Origin of the sequence: Flavobacterium johnsoniae UW101, from assembly GCF_000016645.1 — a bacterium.
Lineage (GTDB): Bacteria > Bacteroidota > Bacteroidia > Flavobacteriales > Flavobacteriaceae > Flavobacterium > Flavobacterium johnsoniae.
Window position 1 is genome coordinate 3,899,844 of record NC_009441.1, and the last position, 17,819, is coordinate 3,917,662.

General features: G+C 30.8%; 18 protein-coding genes. All 18 read right to left on the reverse strand.

All coding sequences use genetic code 11. The annotated features are described in order from the left end of the window. The 18 genes from FJOH_RS16905 to FJOH_RS16990 all read right to left on the reverse strand — a co-directional run bounded on the left by FJOH_RS16905 (position 1) and on the right by FJOH_RS16990 (position 17,819). Positions 1-1,809, reverse strand: coding sequence for a type VI secretion system Vgr family protein (locus FJOH_RS16905; RefSeq protein ID WP_012025245.1), 1,809 nt, complete (start codon positions 1,807-1,809; stop codon positions 1-3). A gap of 38 nt (positions 1,810-1,847) precedes the next feature. After that, entirely contained in the window at positions 1,848-2,243 is a 396-nt protein-coding gene (gene tssD, locus FJOH_RS16910; protein ID WP_012025246.1) for a type VI secretion system tube protein TssD, read from the reverse strand. A 150-nt stretch (positions 2,244-2,393) separates the two neighbouring features. Then, complete coding sequence (tssD, locus tag FJOH_RS16915; protein WP_012025247.1) at positions 2,394-2,780, reverse strand: type VI secretion system tube protein TssD; 387 nt, start codon at positions 2,778-2,780, stop codon at positions 2,394-2,396. 181 nt (positions 2,781-2,961) lie between these two features. Then, on the reverse strand, positions 2,962-3,393 hold the full coding sequence (locus FJOH_RS16920) for a GPW/gp25 family protein (RefSeq protein ID WP_012025248.1): 432 nt from the start codon (positions 3,391-3,393) through the stop codon (positions 2,962-2,964). 13 nt (positions 3,394-3,406) lie between these two features. Next, positions 3,407-4,120 (reverse strand): hypothetical protein, encoded by a 714-nt coding sequence (locus FJOH_RS16925; RefSeq protein ID WP_012025249.1) that lies wholly within the window; start codon positions 4,118-4,120, stop codon positions 3,407-3,409. Positions 4,121-4,178: 58 nt separating this feature from the next. Further along, positions 4,179-4,706 carry a hypothetical protein gene (locus tag FJOH_RS16930; RefSeq protein WP_012025250.1) on the reverse strand — a complete coding sequence of 176 codons (528 nt, stop codon included), beginning with the start codon at positions 4,704-4,706 and terminating at the stop codon, positions 4,179-4,181. A 100-nt stretch (positions 4,707-4,806) separates the two neighbouring features. Next, entirely contained in the window at positions 4,807-6,177 is a 1,371-nt protein-coding gene (locus tag FJOH_RS16935) for a DUF5458 family protein (RefSeq protein WP_012025251.1), read from the reverse strand. 20 nt (positions 6,178-6,197) lie between these two features. Next, complete coding sequence (locus FJOH_RS16940; RefSeq protein WP_012025252.1) at positions 6,198-6,647, reverse strand: hypothetical protein; 450 nt, start codon at positions 6,645-6,647, stop codon at positions 6,198-6,200. A gap of 54 nt (positions 6,648-6,701) precedes the next feature. Continuing rightward, positions 6,702-7,214 (reverse strand): type VI secretion system TssO, encoded by a 513-nt coding sequence (gene tssO / locus FJOH_RS16945; protein ID WP_012025253.1) that lies wholly within the window; start codon positions 7,212-7,214, stop codon positions 6,702-6,704. A gap of 25 nt (positions 7,215-7,239) precedes the next feature. Further along, positions 7,240-8,409, reverse strand: coding sequence for a hypothetical protein (locus tag FJOH_RS16950; protein WP_012025254.1), 1,170 nt, complete (start codon positions 8,407-8,409; stop codon positions 7,240-7,242). Positions 8,410-8,682: 273 nt separating this feature from the next. Next, entirely contained in the window at positions 8,683-9,663 is a 981-nt protein-coding gene (locus FJOH_RS16955) for a hypothetical protein (protein WP_012025255.1), read from the reverse strand. Positions 9,664-9,764: 101 nt separating this feature from the next. Next, complete coding sequence (locus tag FJOH_RS16960) at positions 9,765-10,919, reverse strand: SH3 domain-containing protein (RefSeq protein ID WP_012025256.1); 1,155 nt, start codon at positions 10,917-10,919, stop codon at positions 9,765-9,767. A gap of 121 nt (positions 10,920-11,040) precedes the next feature. Further along, positions 11,041-11,709 (reverse strand): hypothetical protein, encoded by a 669-nt coding sequence (locus FJOH_RS16965; RefSeq protein WP_012025257.1) that lies wholly within the window; start codon positions 11,707-11,709, stop codon positions 11,041-11,043. A gap of 11 nt (positions 11,710-11,720) precedes the next feature. Then, complete coding sequence (locus FJOH_RS16970) at positions 11,721-12,461, reverse strand: hypothetical protein (RefSeq protein ID WP_012025258.1); 741 nt, start codon at positions 12,459-12,461, stop codon at positions 11,721-11,723. Positions 12,462-12,466: 5 nt separating this feature from the next. Next, positions 12,467-15,199, reverse strand: coding sequence for a hypothetical protein (locus FJOH_RS16975; RefSeq protein ID WP_012025259.1), 2,733 nt, complete (start codon positions 15,197-15,199; stop codon positions 12,467-12,469). An 11-nt stretch (positions 15,200-15,210) separates the two neighbouring features. Beyond that, positions 15,211-15,705, reverse strand: a complete 495-nt coding sequence (locus tag FJOH_RS16980; protein WP_012025260.1) for a DUF4280 domain-containing protein — start codon at positions 15,703-15,705, stop codon at positions 15,211-15,213. A 52-nt stretch (positions 15,706-15,757) separates the two neighbouring features. Then, positions 15,758-16,831, reverse strand: coding sequence for a LysM peptidoglycan-binding domain-containing protein (locus tag FJOH_RS16985; RefSeq protein WP_012025261.1), 1,074 nt, complete (start codon positions 16,829-16,831; stop codon positions 15,758-15,760). A gap of 16 nt (positions 16,832-16,847) precedes the next feature. Then, positions 16,848-17,819 (reverse strand): TssN family type VI secretion system protein, encoded by a 972-nt coding sequence (locus FJOH_RS16990; RefSeq protein ID WP_012025262.1) that lies wholly within the window; start codon positions 17,817-17,819, stop codon positions 16,848-16,850.

The window sequence follows — 17,819 nt, forward strand, 5'->3', positions numbered from 1 at the left end:
TTAGTAAGATTTAGATTTTTCGGCGCTGTTAATTTGCATTTCTTTTTTAGAGTGTTTATTTATCCCTCCTTCACTGCTTGTATCAATTCCTTTAACTCCAACTTCCTGTCTTTCTTTAGCCGTATGAGATTCAAGATTTCCTTCAATGTTTTCCATGAAGTTTCCTGTAACATTAAGCATATGATCACCTCCTACAGTAGTATTAAGCATCATACCTACAATACTCATTTTGTCGGCTCCGGCACTTTCTGTAATATTCATTCCTGCATTAGCAGTAATATTTTGAGAAGCATTAAGATTGATGTTTTGTGCGTTTAGATCAATGGTGTTGTTTGCTGTAATAGTTATGTTACCTCCAACAGTATCCAATAGTATCTCATTACCGTTCTTATCAGCAATTAAGATGCTCTCATCTTCTGTGAATTTTATTACATGACCGCTTCTCGTATGAATCGCTTTAATGTTATTCTGTGCATCTGCATAACCACTTGAATCTTGTCCGTTATACTGCGCACCAATTACATAAGGATTCTGGACGTTATTGCCTTCAAAACCAATTAAAACTTCTTCTCCGATTTCAGGAACAAAATAAAATCCTTTTCCTGAACCAGAATAAGGCTGCACCATTCTTATCCAATCTGTAACTGCTGTACCGCTTGCACCATAAAATTCTACTCTTACACGTCCTAATCCTTCAGGATCATTATTATCTTTTACTTGTGCAGGCTGTGTTTCGGCTTTGCCATAAACAAATACATTTGTATAGTGTGGTGCTGACACATCTGCAGGAATTGCTTTAAACTCACAAGAATAATTTCCATGCACCTGAGAATGATGTACAACTTCAATAGCAATTAATTCATGTGCTACTGTTTGGTTTACTATTGTAAATACCTGTCCAAGACCAATTGGAAAATAAGAAATACCGCTGTAATAAACACTGTTGGCATCACTGCCCGCAGTCTGCAGTTTTATCATTTCATCAAGTTCGTCTTTGTTTGTGGCATTTGCGGTATAAGCCCCATTATTTAAATCAGAATTTGCTACAGTTCCTTGATTATAACCTACAATAGCGGCAAAGCTGTCTTTACTTCCAGATGAAGTCTTAGGTGCTGACTCACGAAAAGTTGCTACATTTTTATAATCATAACCGTTCAGCGAAATTTTATGTGAAGCCATATTAGCTTGTATCTTAAAGCTGTGTAATGAAGCTCCATTTATAAGCTTGGTCTGGCTGCTTTTTGTCTGTCCGAACTGCATACGCATTCCGTCAAAATAAAACCATTGTCCATAACGTGCTGCTATTCTTTTTAAAAATTCAAAACTAGTTTCGTTATATTGTAAAAGATTTTTAAATTCTTTAAGATAAGTCGATTTAATAGAATCTCTTTGATAAAATTCTCCCGGTCCTTCAGCAAAAATCCCCAATACGATATCATCCATACTGCGGTCTTTAAATGTTCTTGATTTTTTCATATCATCAATAACAATACTGTGACTTACACCAGAAACGTGTAATCCTGCCGGACTTCCATCAACATCAATCGATGAAAGTTCAGTAATTATACCTTTGCTCATTAATCTGATCCCAGTAAGACTTTTAAAAGTAAAAATTACTTCGTCTCCAAGATAGCTTCTAAGAGCCTTAGCCTGATCTGCCGGGTTAATTACGGCTTTACCTGTATATTGCCAAACAAAAGAAAAATGATGATGATCGGCCATTTTTTGAGATAGCTTTAAATCATAATAAACAACGTTTTGGGTAAAACTTCCTATAGTTATATGTACTTGTTCTGAAAAATGTGCCATAATGATGTCCTTGGGGTTTTTAATTAGCTTTTAAACAATTAATCTAAAGCAATCCAATTGTTTGAGAATTTAGCGTCGCCAAAAGTCAATTCTTTTGCTACTAGCTCCATAGTAATTCTCATTGGTATTTCGGTAGTGCTTGTAAACTGTTCATCATAACCGACACAAAATGCCTTAGTAAACGTAAGTTCTTTCATTTTACTTAAAGCATCTCTTCTGTAAAAAACAATTTTTCCGTCTTTGGTTAAATCACCATTTAACATCCATGATAAAAAATGGCTATTCTGACTTGCTTCAATAATCATTCTTATAACCCCGCCTTTTGCATTACCGGTAGGTTTACTTGTTGTATCAATTTCTTGTTTAAAACCAATATTAAATTCAAGAACATTATATTCTTCTCCGTCTATATGTAATTTAGATAAAAAACTCATTTGTAGATTTGTTTAGATGATTAATTTAGGAAGTGCGAAAATCCAGTGCTTTACGAATTGAAGACCGGATATTTCAAAATAGAAAACAAAAAAGGAAGTCCAGTTATCGGACTCCCTTTTGTTTAATTAAGATTGATAAAGTCCAAAGGATTATACCCAAGCATTATCAAATTCTCCTCCACCCATCGAAATTTTACGAGCAGAAATCATAAAAGTTTCAGTTAATGGATTTTCACTGTTATGATCAAAGTTTTCTTTGTACTTAACCATGTAAGCCTCTGTAAACTTTAGCTCTTTTAAAGTAGCATTTGAATCACGTTTGATGAATTTTACTGACCCGTCTTTTCTTTCGAAATTGTTAGTCATCCATTCAAATAATTCAGTACTTCCAGTTGATTCAACTTCGATCATGATTCTTCCTCCGCGTGTTACCGTAGATGGACGCCCAGAAGCATCTGTTTCTTGAGCTAAATCATAACTTACGTTTAATACTTTGTAATCTTTTCCTGCTACTGTTAATGATGTTAAAAACGACATAATGAAAAATTTTTAATTATTAATTTATTTATTTATGCTGTAAATATATAAATAAAATCTTATTATAATAATTTATTTAATAAAATTTTATTTACAATATATAAGAATCAAATTATCAAGTATTTAACAAATTAAAAACTGTGATTTTCAAATAAAATGATATAAAAATATTACTAAAAATCTATTTATATGATAAAGGCCCAACGAAAAAATAGCCTCTAAAATCAAAATCTCTGTTTGTACTTTTAATAGTGGCTTCAATTATAATATCAACTTTCTTTTTAGCTCTGCTCACATCATCAACCAGATACATTGTTTCAGATAATTCTACCTTCAGTTCATTTACTTTTATTCTTTTTTCATGAAAAAGAAGCGATTGTTTCATTGTTTTTGAAATGATTTCTTTGAGGGTATTTTCATTCATCAGCAAATCAAAATCAATCTCCCAGATTTTTGAGCCAAACGTTTCATCAAACTTACATTCTCCAAATGTGGTTGTAGCCAATAAAATAATCTGCTGTGCGATAGAGTGTTCTATTGATGTTTTTTCCAGCTCCTTTTTTTGCATGACGCTGTTAAAGTCTATAGGCAGTTTGTAAAATGCTCCTTTCATATTTTGGTATTTATTAAATATAAATCAATCTGTCTGTACGTCCCTTTTTATCGGTTTCCATTTCTTTTGAAACCTGTTTGCGCTTAATGATATGCAGTTTTACCGAAGGCGTAAGTTTTAGAAATTTCTCTCTGTATAATATGTCGCCTATGAAACGCTGTCCCTTTTTTTCATCTACAATTACAAAATAGCTGATTCCTTTTTCTACTTTCAGCGTATTTATATCACCAGCAAAAATTTGAATGTTTTGTTCGTCTTTTTGAAAGCTGTAAGTGAGTTCATCTTTATTTAATTTCCTATATCTGGAAATGTCATAGGTTTCCATTTCTTCTTTTAAAGGTTCGAAAGGAATGTTTTCAAAAAGAAAGTTTTTAGGTGCTAAAAATTTCAGTCCAAAAAAACGCCACAATCCTTTTTTCTTTGTCTGCTGTTTATAGAAAAAAGTATCACGGGTGACTTTATAAATTTCTTTTTCGTTTGTTTTATCATCTGTAACAATCATTTGATAAGTCGGCACTTCAATTTCAGCAGGAATTTCGGCACCTTCAAAATGAGTTTTCAAATACACAGATCCAATCTGCTGTTCTGAGATAATGATATTAATACTGTGTTTTTTTAGCGCAGAATCTGTTCTTACAATCACTTTTCCTTCTCCGCTTCCTGCATAAAAAACAGAACCGTCGTTATCTGTAAGTCCTAATGAAAGGTTTAATTCCGGAAATGGCATATTTTGATTTTTTTGATATTATACTTGAGTGTTGTTTGAGTTTCTTTCGACTAAAAAATTATCTTTTTTTCCTCACTTTATAGAGTTTTAAACAGTGCAGATAAAACTTTATATTTTGATTATCAACTTCTGTCGGGCTAAATTCATAGTCCTTCTTTAATGTGAAAAATTTTATGGTATTGATATTATTTGACATTAATTTTTTTATGTCTCTTCGCGTAAGTTCAAGGGCTGCGATTCCATCACAATTTACCTTAAAAGTATTTTTAAGGATATACATTTCTCCATTTTTAAAATAGAGTTCCAACGGCTGTTCTTGTTTTACACAGACATTATCTGTGAAAATTTTAAAATATAAATAAATACTGCCTCTTCTTTTTCCTAACTGAAAAACAGCATATTCATAATCTTCATTATAAACACGAAGTAAAATTGGTGCCGCACTTGCAAATAACTTTCCTGAAAGCAATAAATCGTTTTGCGTTATAGGGCAGCTTAAAGTATCAATTTGATTTACTTTTTGTGCTTTAATCGAATTTGAAATTGAAAACAAACCGACTAAAAGTAAAATTTTAAGTACGTTCATGAATTTGAATTATTTGGTTTGATCATTCAAAAGATCAATGTTTTGTTTAAAAAAGGAAACACATATAGCGTGTTTCCTTTTTTTTGAATTTACTGTACAATTATTTTTGTTCGTAATCTGTATCCCATTCTGTTCCGTCGTCACCTTTGTGACCATCCATTTTAATAAGGAAGTTTTTAGCAGGGAAATAAGGTTTCATATGGATATCCATATAAATTCTGTCTTTTTGAATTGGATCTTGTTCAAATCTGCGGATTTCAAAATTCTCAATTAATTTATCCGGACCAGTGATTCCGTCAAGGAAAGCAACGATCTGATTCATAATCTCTTTACGTGTTTTAGCAGTAAAGTTTTCGAAAGCACGACGATTAAGGAAATCCATTAATACTTTAGTCACATAATCAAAAACACGAACTACAGAGTACGTTTGCAATCCTAAATTATCTCCGCTGAATAATGTTTTAGCAGAAAAAGCCATTACTTTTCCGTATTCATTTACCATCGGAACTAATCCTAAGTTTTCAAGATTAGCGATTTCGCTTTTCTTAAGATCAAATTTCACTCCGTCAACTTCATTAATTCCTCCAAATTTCTTACCTGCAGTAACCTGAGACATTAATGTTTTGTATATTTTTCCTGCTAATGCAGCCGAAGGCGCAACGTGTAAATCTTCGTTTTCTCCAATTTGATCAAATCTGCCGCGGCCAACAAGCCAGTTGCAAGTCATGATTACGTTAGAACGATAAACATCTCCTCCAGTCAATGAAGCAGCATCAAACATTTCCATTACATCATCCGGTTCATCAAGATGTTCGAAATCTGTAACTAACATTACTTTGTTTTCATGCGCAATTTTTGCCCATTTTTCAATCACTTTGTTAGATCCTAAATATCCTGGAATTACCAAAATACCGTAGTTATTTTTAAGATCTAAACGATCGTAATTATCAACTAATTCTGAGTGAATTGCATCAATAAAACGAGTGTTATCAAGGTCTTTTAACTGATCTAATTCTGCGTTTACAATTGTAACATTTTTTACTTTGTCAGATTCTGTGTTTTTAAAGAATAAAGCCAGTGTTCTGTAAGCAGCTTCAATTTCTCTTGTATCTTCAACAGCTTTAGCAAGGTTTTTTTGAAGCAAAGCTTCAGATTCTTTGCATTTATCTTCACTTTGTGCCACCATATCAGTCAAAGCTTCATTATTGCTTAAAACTGAAGACCAAAGTTCTAAAGTCTTTAAAAGAGTTTCTCTTTCTTTTGCTTTGTTTACTTCACCTAAAAAGATTTTTCTTCTTGCTTTTCTATCCGGGTTAAGGTTTTGAACTCCTTCAATTGCCATTTCTAATAAATCAAAACCGCCGTATTTAGCCAGTTTTTCAACATTTTTTTCAATTGAAATTCCTTTTACTGCTTTTGGTTCTAATACTGCTGTATCAAGATCACCTTTATATGCTTCTTTGCTTGACATATCTAAAATATTTTAATTTCTTATTTGTTTTCTTTTAACTCGTTGATCAGTGCTCCAAGACTTTCTAACAAAGCCTGTTTTGCTTCTCCGTCTTCTAAAGCCGCTTTTAAAATCTTATTTGATTTTAACTGACGGATAATTTTTTGATATTGATCTTTTTCTGTTTCAAGATCAGATAAAAAACTGCTTTGTGTTGTAATTCCTTTTATACCAAAATCACCTAAGTTTTTAAAGTTTAAAGGCTCAACTTTAGTTGCACCATCAGCAGTTTCAAAATTTACTTTTACTTCTGGTTTAAAATGTTCAAATGCTTTTTCGATACTTGTAATTCCTTCTACCAATTCTGGTTTTACAGGAGCATCTACTGTTAATTTTTGAGCAACAAGTGTTCTGTTCTGAGGGATTGCAGTGATCGCTTCATCTGCATCAATTTTTACTTCATTACCTCCAATTCCATAGTTTGACAACATAATTTCAAATTTTTAAATGATTAGTTTATTGATTTCTTTACTCTAAATTTCTAATTATTGATTTTGATAAATCTGACGGCATACATCCAGATCTCTGCTTACTTTTTCTAATTCTTCTTTGTATGTTTTAGCCGACTGGTTCAAACTGTCTATTAAGTGCGAATTGTGTGTAAGGCTTCTAATTTGTTTTTTATAATCAATAATATTCTTGTAGGCCAGAATAACATTGTTATATAATTTTTTGTTTTCAGTTGTGTCTTTTGGCACTTTTTGATAAATATTCGCAATCATAACATTTGCCAGACGCTGCTGAAAATCATTATCAACTTTTGGCGAATTGATTGAGTCTATTGTCATTCTGATACTGTCAATTTTTACCGAAAAATTAGTTTGATAATCGTATTCTCTTTTCATCATTTCATTTTCTGCTTTCAACATTTTATTTTCTGCCACGGGCATATAAAAGTTGAACGAAACTGCAATCAGCATAACACAGAATGTCAGGGTAAAGGCAATTAAAAAAGCGATAAATGCTTTCTGGCGTTCTTGTTTATTTAATACTTCCATAATTTTATATTACTATTTTATTTTTTTAATCTTTTATAAAGAAACCGTGACGTTTTGGATTATGAACGATGTCTTTTTTCTCTGTTTCGGCAACAAACAATTCGATGTTTTCTTTTTTCTTACCGATGTAATCCAGTTTATTCAGTGTTTCGAATAGTTTCTCTATTCTCGTTAAAGCATTTATTACAAGCGTAGCAGTTTTATCAATATGCACGTGATCGTAACCGGCATTTATAAGAGTGGTAAACATTATTTCAAGATCTCCTTGTGAAATATCACACCATTCGGCAAAATAATTTAGCAGCTCTTCTTTTCCAGCTCCCGATTTTGAATCGATAAAATTCTTCATCACTCTGGCAAATGCTACAACCGTACTTAACATTGAAGCTGGATGCTGGTGCATTGAAAACCAGCGGAATTGCGTTAAACAGCTTCCTAAATAATATCCTGTATTATCTGCCAGCTGCATTACTGTTTGAGGCAAAACTCCTGCCTGTTGTCCTCTGTTTATTTTTTGAGAAATCTGAACTGAGTAAATTTCAATTTGACCAAAAGAACGTGCAATTTGTGCTTGTATATCTACTAATTTTGGATGACAAGCCACTGTTACAGAAGGCGGAATATAATCTTCATCTAAAACTGTTGTATCTCCAATAAGAACTTTACCAATAGCAAGATAGAAACCTCCATATCCAATTCCTGAACGGAATTCTTCGGCTTTAATTAAATGAAGTTTGTATTCTGGCTGTGTGTACGGATATCTTGGCGGTACTTCATCTGGATCTGGCTCGCCAAAAGGGATTCTCTTTTTTGAATTAACCGATATACAGGCCAATAAAACCAATTGTTCGCCGTCTTTTATTTCATAAGTATCTTCAGGATACGGAACCTGAAGGTCTAATGTATCAGTATTACTTTTACTGATTTCAATTCTGGATCCGTTTGGTGTTATGGCGTGGCATTCTTCTACACGAACACGAAGCAGTTTGTGATTATCAATTCCTAAGGTGATTTTTGTGGCCTCTTTATTTTGGTTTCCAGAATCCAGCAGACCATAACTTATAGGCGTGGTATGAATACCAATTGCATCATTTACCAACTCAGAAACGTTGTCCTGAATAGATAAAAAATGACTCTTATTTATCTTCATCCCATCAATCCAGTTTACGGGAAAATGATTTAATTTTTCTATCATAATTCTATATTTTTTATTTTGAACTGAGAGTGTTTTGTTTATCTCTTTTAGTGTGGTTAGTTTTTTTTATGTGCTATTCTTTTGATTTCATCAATTATAACAAGCTTTTTCGGGTTAAATAGTAACAATTTCGCGCACTGAGCCGGATTTTAAACTCGCCTATCTAATTTTCAATTATATTTTTAAAAGATATTTTTTCGAAATATCTTATTATTTTTTTCTTTTTAACTTATTATTCCGTTACTATCAATCATGAAATATTTAAAGAAACTTTCATTTGAGTTCTATTTTTTCTTTTACAGCATCTATATCAAAATCTTTGAAAAGTATTTTCTTAAATACAGTATTATCATAAGTGAAGGTTTTATCATTTTCTCCATCAACACTAATTAATTCAATACTATATTTATGCAATACAATTTCTTTCGATTTTAAGTCATACTTAAATGTTATATAGTCATTACCTCTAACCTCTCCTGCTTGATTATTTTCTTCGAATGTGAAATAATTGTCTTTAACTACTAAATTTTGAAGACCTTCTGCCATTGAATTTAAAAAAGAAGTGTAAATAATATTTTTATTTTCATAAACATCATAATTCTCTCCTTTCTTGATAAAAACACAAACGGGCGATTCTTTTGTTAGTTTATTGTCAGCTATTTCAGAAGGTTCAAAAATTATAATCTTATCCATTTGACCATCCATATTCAGATCACAATCTTTTTCTATTCTTAGATTATATTTTTTTGATTTGTATTTAGCTTTATAATTTTCTATAAAATCTTTCGTTTGATTAATACTTGAGTCATCCTCAAAATCATCATTGGTTATACAATCATCATTTGTGCCTTTTATTTTTTTTATTTTATCAGCATTAACCTCATTTATAAAATATTTAATAACAATTGGCAGATCATTATTTTTAATCTCCCATTTGGCAAGACCTTTTTCTTTATTTACAAATAAAAATTTATAGTATGATTTTTCCGTTTTGTCTGTAAACAATGATACTCCTGTTTCATCTTCTTTTATATGATCAATCTTTGCTTTAGTACTTTCCATTATACCATTCTCAAAAATTGAATCATTAATAATTTTTATGTCTTCACCTTTATATCCACAATCAATAATCAAAAATTCATTACCTCTTTTTTGTACCTCTATCCATGTACCTTTAAAATCTTCTTTACTATCCTGAGATTTACATGATAACAATAAACTTAATAGTAGTAGACTCAAAACTTTTTTTCTCATATTATTCTATTTTATTATTCCTCAGCTAACAAAAGCATAAAACTCCTGCTAACTGGGGCTTTTCTTTTCAATATGTCAAGGAGCAAATATGCTTTTTTATATTATTCAACTTTAATCTTAGTTTTATAAACATATCCTTTATTTCCAGAACTTGTTTTGATCAGCCACCAATTACCTGAATCATCTAATACTTCAACTTCTGCATTATTATTTATTTTTTGTAAAATTTCTGATGAAGAATTTTTCTCTTTTCTAAGATTCGTAAATCCATCTGGGTCGGAGATTTTAAAAATCTTACTTACTTCATCGGAATCTGAATCTCCTCCATAAACATTTTCTACATAATCTTGAAGTCTCTTAAGATTAAAGTAATTATTTTCCTTTAAAAAAGTTTTATACTTTGTATTCTTACTTAAATTAGATTCTATATGACCTACTACACCAACTCTTAAATCTTTTTCATATAAGAAAGCAATGTATTTTTCTGCATCTAAATAGTTGTTTGAATTACTTCTTATTTTTTCAATTATATCAGAAAAACTGTTATAACCATTACCTTCTTTTGCCTCTGTATAGCCTTCAACTGTTCCTTTATAGATAATACTTTCAATATCATTTAGAATACTTTCTCTTAAAATATACTTTTTAGATTTTACATCGTATGTAAAAATTAAATCATGGAATGAAACGCTATCATCAAAATCGAAATTTTTAAATACAAATCTCACTAACTCTTTATCAGAATCATAACCATATTGTACAACTAAATCTATTAACTGCTGTTTATAACGAGATTTCAACCAATTAAATGCGATTTTATCCTCATAGAATACATAAGAATTATAATAAAGTTCAAGGTTTTCATTAACTGCATTTTTAATACCATCAGTTTCTTCATCTTCAATTAAGATAAATTTACTTTCTTTGATTGCTATTTCAGTAAACATTGCTGGTCTCAAAACAATAATATTGTTTTTATAATCATACAAATTTATTTTAAAAACCTCTAGAGTTCTTTTTTTAAATGTTTGTTCATCTGGAAATTTAAAATTATTGTTTATGAGGCTTGTTTTTAACCTGTTAATATAATCTACAGACAAAGTATCATAATTAAACTTTTTACCATCTCCTAAATCCGTTAAATTATAAGGGGCATCTTTTGAATCATTAGAATTCCCTAAATTATTTTTTTTGCTGTCTGTTTTTCCAGTACAAGAAACTAGCAACAGAATTATTAAAGAAATTATATTTTTCATCTTTTTTTATTAATTCCCTCAGCTAACAAAAGCGTAAAACTCCTGCTAGCTGGGGCTTTTCTTTTCAATATGTCAAGGAGCTTTAATTACAATTATCTTTTTTATTTATTAAGAATCATTTCTAATTATAATACAATTTATTTTTCTCCATTTCGACATCTAGAGATTCATCGAGATAGTACAATGAATCCGTTTCTACTTTTCCACTTTGAAGTATCTCCTTTCTTCCGTAAAATATATAACCTATGGACTTATCAACTGGACTTGAAAAATATTTAATCTGCCAAATTTTGCCATTCTTTAAATTCAAATAAGACAAATTTGTGTAACTACTTGGCTCGTACTCTAAAGCTGTTACATTTCTATAAAACTCAACAGAATCAATTTTTTTATCATTTAAAAATGTATAAAGCACAATTCTATATTCATTTTTACTTTTAAATAATTGTTTCTCAAACTTAAGTTTGATATTTGTGCTAGAACTAATTTGAGGAATATCATTATTTAAAAAATTTGAATAATTCTTTAGATATAATTCATTTTGTTTTTTTAGTATTACATATCCTGTATTATTATTTAAATTTTCAAAATAGTTTTTTATTGCTAAAACAGAATCCCCTAAAAAAACTTCCTTATCTGATTTATAAAAACCTTGTAAGTTATTGTTTGAAGCAGAATTCAAAGTTTCAGTTTGCGTATTTCTATCTCCTACAGAAACAGTGTTTTTAATTTCTTTTTTGCAGGAAGAGAAAAAAATAATAATTATAAAAAAAACAATTAAATTTTTCATATCAATAAATTTTAATAACAAAAATCAAACATGACAAACTTGCAAGAATCGTTTTTCCATTTAATCCATTTTGTGACATCTTTATATTCCTCTACATAATCACAACTAGTTTTGGATACAGATTTAATCTGCATCGAATCGTTCTTAATTTTCAAAACTTTATAATAATACATCTGTTCATCTTTTGTACAATTATCTATTTTGGGAGTAAGATGAATAAATCCAGCTTTTATATACTCTTCCCATGAGCTGTACTTATATTTATTATTTTTCTTCTCCATCAATTTTCTTTCGCCATTTATATAGATAATTAAAAAGTCCTTATCGTTTTCAGGTTGTTCTGCGTCGAAGCTAAAGATTCTATGCTCAATATCTGGAATTACTTCTCGTGCAATAACTTTTTTAGTAAGTTTTATTTCATAAGGTTCCAACTCATTATTACTTAATAATATACTTCCAAATATACTTTTATCTTCATTAAGAATATTAACATTCTTATCTACTAATAACTGAACTACACCTGTTCCTCTCAAAGTATTATCAGTATAAAAACTAATACCATTATATTCAGTAATAAGTGTTTCTATTGGATCTGACGAACAATCATCATTTAACCCAACGGGTTCATCGTTTACTATATTTTTCGCAACAATATTTTCATTTTTAATTATGGTTGTTTTCTTTTCTTCTTTATGCTTTGTACATGCAGAAAATAAAATCAAACATCCCAGAACTATATAAATTTTTTTCATAATAACTATTCTTTTGTTTCTTTAAAATTTGGTTTATATCCCTCTCTTCGAATGTGCAAATGGTGGTGATGATCAGCTAAATGAGTTGAATTTTTAAGTATAAAATTTTGATTTTTAATTTTAATGTTAAAACTATAGAACTGAGAGTAACCAAATTTTATAAGAGCATCGATAAATTTTTCTTGTCTCTCTACATCCAAAGAATTAGGATCTGTATTAATATATAGGTTATTACCCGTCTTATCTTTTCTTAAATATCTAAAGTCAAAAGAGACTCCATTTACATGGGTTACACTTGGTGCTCCTGTTCCATCTAGGGAAGTAGAGCCATTAAAATTAAAATCCGAATAACCACATTCAGCTAAAGCTCCCAGCATGGATGCAAAAGCACGTGGATTTAAATATTCCCTATCTGTGTTATCACCAACATCAATTAATACATCACCTTCACTATGATATATTGGCAGGTTTACTTTTACTAGCTCAACCTGTCCATTACCTTTTTGATAGTAACGCGTTTTTCCTCCTGCAGTTCTTTTCTCCCAGCCTTTACCTCCATCTTCTTTTGAACCAACAACCCAATTTTGAGCAGTTACAAAATCAACAATACATATTTCATGTTCTTTATTCTTTTTATCATGATAAACATACTTATATTTCTTTTCAAAACCAGACTCGATTTGTTTTGGAGTATTTCTTTCTATCCTTCCGTCAGAATATATGTTATATGTAATAATACCCTGTGGCAATACTGGTTTAGAGTCATCTTTATGATAAAGATGATATTGAAAGAAGACTGTTTTTAGTTTAGTATACATACTCTTTCTATTTTCCCATCCATTAGGCATATTTCCTTTATCTTTATTTCTTCCATTAAGTAAAACAGAAATCAATTCTAAATATTTATCACCAAAAACCGCTAACTCATTGAGTGATTTTCCTGCTGTTTCTCTTGCCCATCTTTTCACTGCTTCTGAATTTCTATCTGAGGGCATTCTCTTATTTACACTCCATATCCATGCACCACTATCAATACAATAATTCACATTATTAGCTACAACTTCTGGTTTCTTAACAATATCTGGATCTCCTATATAATCAGCATAATCCTTATAAGGTCCTTCTCCATTATATAATTTTTCTCCCTTTTTTTTAACTCCTGTAAGTTGTAATATTCCTCGACCTTTGTATATGCTTTTACTAGAGTCATGCTGACCTTCTGTTTCTTCAGACAAAGCAAAAGTTCCTGTTTCTTCACAAACTTGAGCAAGAAAATGTATTTTCTGAATACAGGAGTATATGCTATATTTTTTAAAAGCACTATTTAATGACTTTGTCAGAGTAACAAACGTTTTATCGCTAATATTACAATCTATATGTTTTTTTCCTAAATAAGCTCCTTCCCAGATAATTTCTGATCCTTTTAAAAGTTTTACTAACTTTTTAACATCTTTTTCTTCAAAATCTTTACCGCAATAACACTCTCCTTTACCTTTAATACTGCTCTTATCCCCTTCTCCAATCTTCGCAACCTTATTAGTTGAATCAACAGGATCTGGTTTAAAAACTTTAGCATCTACATCAACTACTTCACTTTTGCTATGTATACTAGTTTGTATAACTTCAACATCAGCAAACAATTCCTGCTCTGCACCTTCTCCAGAAATCCCTCCTTTGCTTCTTAATATCCTGTCTAGTTGTACAGTAATTGGAAATATATCGCCAGTAATCTTAAATTTTTGATCAACTAATAAATCATTACTTAAATAATCTTCATCATATAATTTAAAACGGATCTCTTTTCCAATCAAACCTTGTGAGTCAACCCAAACGATAATTTCTTTTTCCTTGTGAGTTCCTTTTATAGGCTGTTTAGCAGAGTTTGTAATATGTACTCTGGTAATTTCTGCTTTAACTTTTGGCGCTGATGAAGATCCCGTGGCTGGTGCTTTAGTTTTTGGCTGTGTCGGCTGTGGTAGAGAAGCTTTGGGTTTAGCAGGTGCTTGCTGCTGTACCGGAACTTTACCTTTAAAAGGCGCTACAGGAGCTTCAAGATCATTTACGTTTACGTTGTTACTTGCAATTTTATCTTTGTTAAAATCAACAGTAACATAGTATTCGTGAATTTTACCTTCTTCCGGCCCATTTTGTTTTGCAATTTTAGCAAAACTTGGTCTCAGCAAAAAGTCAACATCTGCTTTACCGTTTGCAACAACTCCTGAAAGAGTTTGTATTAGATTATTTTCATTTGCTTTGTTATGTCCGGCACCAATAGCATCATCTTCCCATAAGGTAACAGATACTTTGTGTTTTTCCATATGAAGACAGTGAACCCTTGCTTTTAAAGTCTGTCCGTATGAAAGTGGTTTTCCTGGTTTTTGTCCGTTTTTATCAAGCAGTTCTATGCTTTCAATTTTTGGTTTTTCGGCGGGATGTGTCGTTACATTCAGACGTGCCACATCTTCTCCTCTTCTTGCCAGAATGCGGATTCCTTTTCTTTCTAAACTTTTTTGAAGAAAGGTGTAAGAGATTCTTTTTCCTGTTTTATCATTTTCTTTAGTCTTGCGCCATCTTCCATTTTCGAGAATATATATTTCCCATTTTACTGGCTGTTCAAAACTATTACTAGAAGCTGAATTTTGAAAAGGCAGAATACTCGGTAAAAAAGTATTTACTGAGTAGAATTCTTCCTTACCTACAACAGGATCCGGATTTCCAATTATTTTAAAATCTGACATACTATTTTATTTTATTTACAAATAGAATCACTCTCTTCTAAACTCTCTTGAAATTTTGATGTATTAACCAGCGGATTTAACTGGTTATTTACTTGTGGCTTCGCCTTTTTTGCATTTTGTTTGCTCGCTTCTGCTTTTTGACCGTGTTTGTCTACTTCTATACAATCTGGTCCTCCAATAGGACAGGTTCCTTTACTGTCTTCAAGCAGAATTTTTCCCTGATTACTTAAGGTTACTTTTTCATAAAAAGCACTCCACTTAGTAATTGTGGCCTGACATGGCAGATAATCTCCGCTTCCATTTGGCTGCATTTTGCATTTCCCGAAGGTATTTTTCTCTAATGTCTGCCCAATTTCTTTGTCAGTAGCAATGAGTTTTTTCTCTGCATCTTTATCATTAGCATAATGTTTATCCTGCGATTTTACTTTTAATATATCTGTTTTTGGTTCTACGCTAAATTTACATTTAAGTGAAGCTCCCTGAACTACTATATGTTTCTCACTCATTGCCTTACCATTTATGAATATTACATTCGCTAACTACTCTGTTTTTAACTCTTTAATTTTGAGTTACTTCATTCTTTAAAGATTCTATTTGTACGATAACTTTTATTGGTTCATCATACTCGATACTGCATTCTAAATTTATCTTTTCGATACAATAACTATGTTCATCAAGAAAATACGAAGCGTTGAATTTTCCTTTCCACGGGTCAAATCCAAAACTGGCTTCTCCTCCAGAATCTACATAATCTCCTTTTTGTTCTACTTTTACCAAATTTGATTCATCTAAAATCGAATCTATCTTCTGCTGTACCGCAAACTTCGATTCTTCATCTTTCTCTAATGGAAAAAAGACTTCGTTTTGAAACGAATAATTTGATGTATAACTAACGTAAATGCCGTTAAAAAAAGCTCTTAAAAAATAATCTGAAGAAAGAGACTCAAATAATCTTTCAGAATTTTCTAAAGCATATTCTGTATATTCAATATAATTTTCTGCAACCTCACCTTCAAAATAATCCAGCACTTCTTCTTTTGTGTCCTTCCATCGATTTTCTATTTCATCATAATTGTAAATATCAACCCACTTTCCAGATTCATCTACCACAATCTTTAATGGATATAAAACAGAAGCAGTTTTAGCTGCCAGTTCATCCATAACTGTATCTGGTATGGTATTGTTGACATAAATAGATCCTTTATTTATTTCAAATAAATGATAATTATTTCTATCAGTAGCAAGCCATTTTACACTTACTTTCATTTCTATTGTATCTACATCATCTCCAAAAACAGTTGTATAGTTAACCTGGTAATCATTATTAATTTTGTCCGCAACAAATGGCAGTGTATAATTACTAGCTAAACTAACTTTCTGATATTTTTTTTCTGTTTGTTCCTTTTTAGCTTCAATAGATTTTTCGGGTGCTAAAATCAAATACTCTAAGTAACTCTTAAAATCAGCTTCTATTAAATCCGGAATTTCACAGTACATATTATGATACCTTCTAAGTTCCTGAGCATCGATGCCAAGATCACGGGCAACACTTTCGAGCGTATCTCCTTTCTTGATTTTATAAATACGAAACTTGTCGTATGATGACTTTTCAGGTTTATCTATATAGTACATAACATTTCAAAAAATATTAAACTGCAGCCTCTTTTTCCTTCTTTTCAACCTTTGGTTCAAACATAAAATCTTCTCCTTTTCCTTCTGCTTTTTTTGTTTGATTAACTTTTTTAATCTTTTGTCTTTTACAAATGATAACTGAGTTTTCAGTAATACCATTCATGCTCAAAGTATATTTTGCATCTACATATTTTGCCGTTTGATACCATTTTGGCTGTAAAAAGAATACCCAGCTGCAATTTTCGCCGTTTTCTTTTAAATCAATTTTACTATCGGCATTATGTTCATTATATCCTGAAACCGTATGATAAAACAGTGCACCAAAATCAATTCTTACTGGACCTTTGGATCTTAAAGAAGTATATTTTGTATCGGTTTCTTTTTTCTGAATTAATAGGGTAATCAACAATAAATCTTTCATTTCAACGTTTTCAATCTCAGGAAAGGGATTTTTTCTTTCCGGAATTTTCCATGTAACATATTCTTTCGGAGGTATCTGCATCATATAGTTAAAAACTGCATAAACGCCTGTCGGTACTATAAATACCAAGAAATGAGAACACATTAAAAACGTCAGTGCAATCCCGTTTAAGGCAGTATAAATAATCACAAATAATACACTTGAATAAAGTGTTATTAAAAGTGAAAACAATAATTCGATACCTACAACGCCTTTTAAATTAAACTCATTAAAATACCATCTATACAAGTAAACATTAAGGATTCCGAATAGCAGTGATGCAATTTGATAAAATCGAAACTCGTCTGACAACTCTGTAAATAATTTATTATAGCCCAAAAAACCAACCAGGGCATAAATCAATACAAATGAAAAAACATAGATGTAAAACTTTCTTTTATACTGTACCGCAAATTCTTTTATTTTATCGCTGAATACCATGGTAAGTATAAAACTTACCGCTATAATTACTACTAAAAATACAATAAGCCTAATATCAATAAGGGCTAATAAATGCTTTTTTACCAT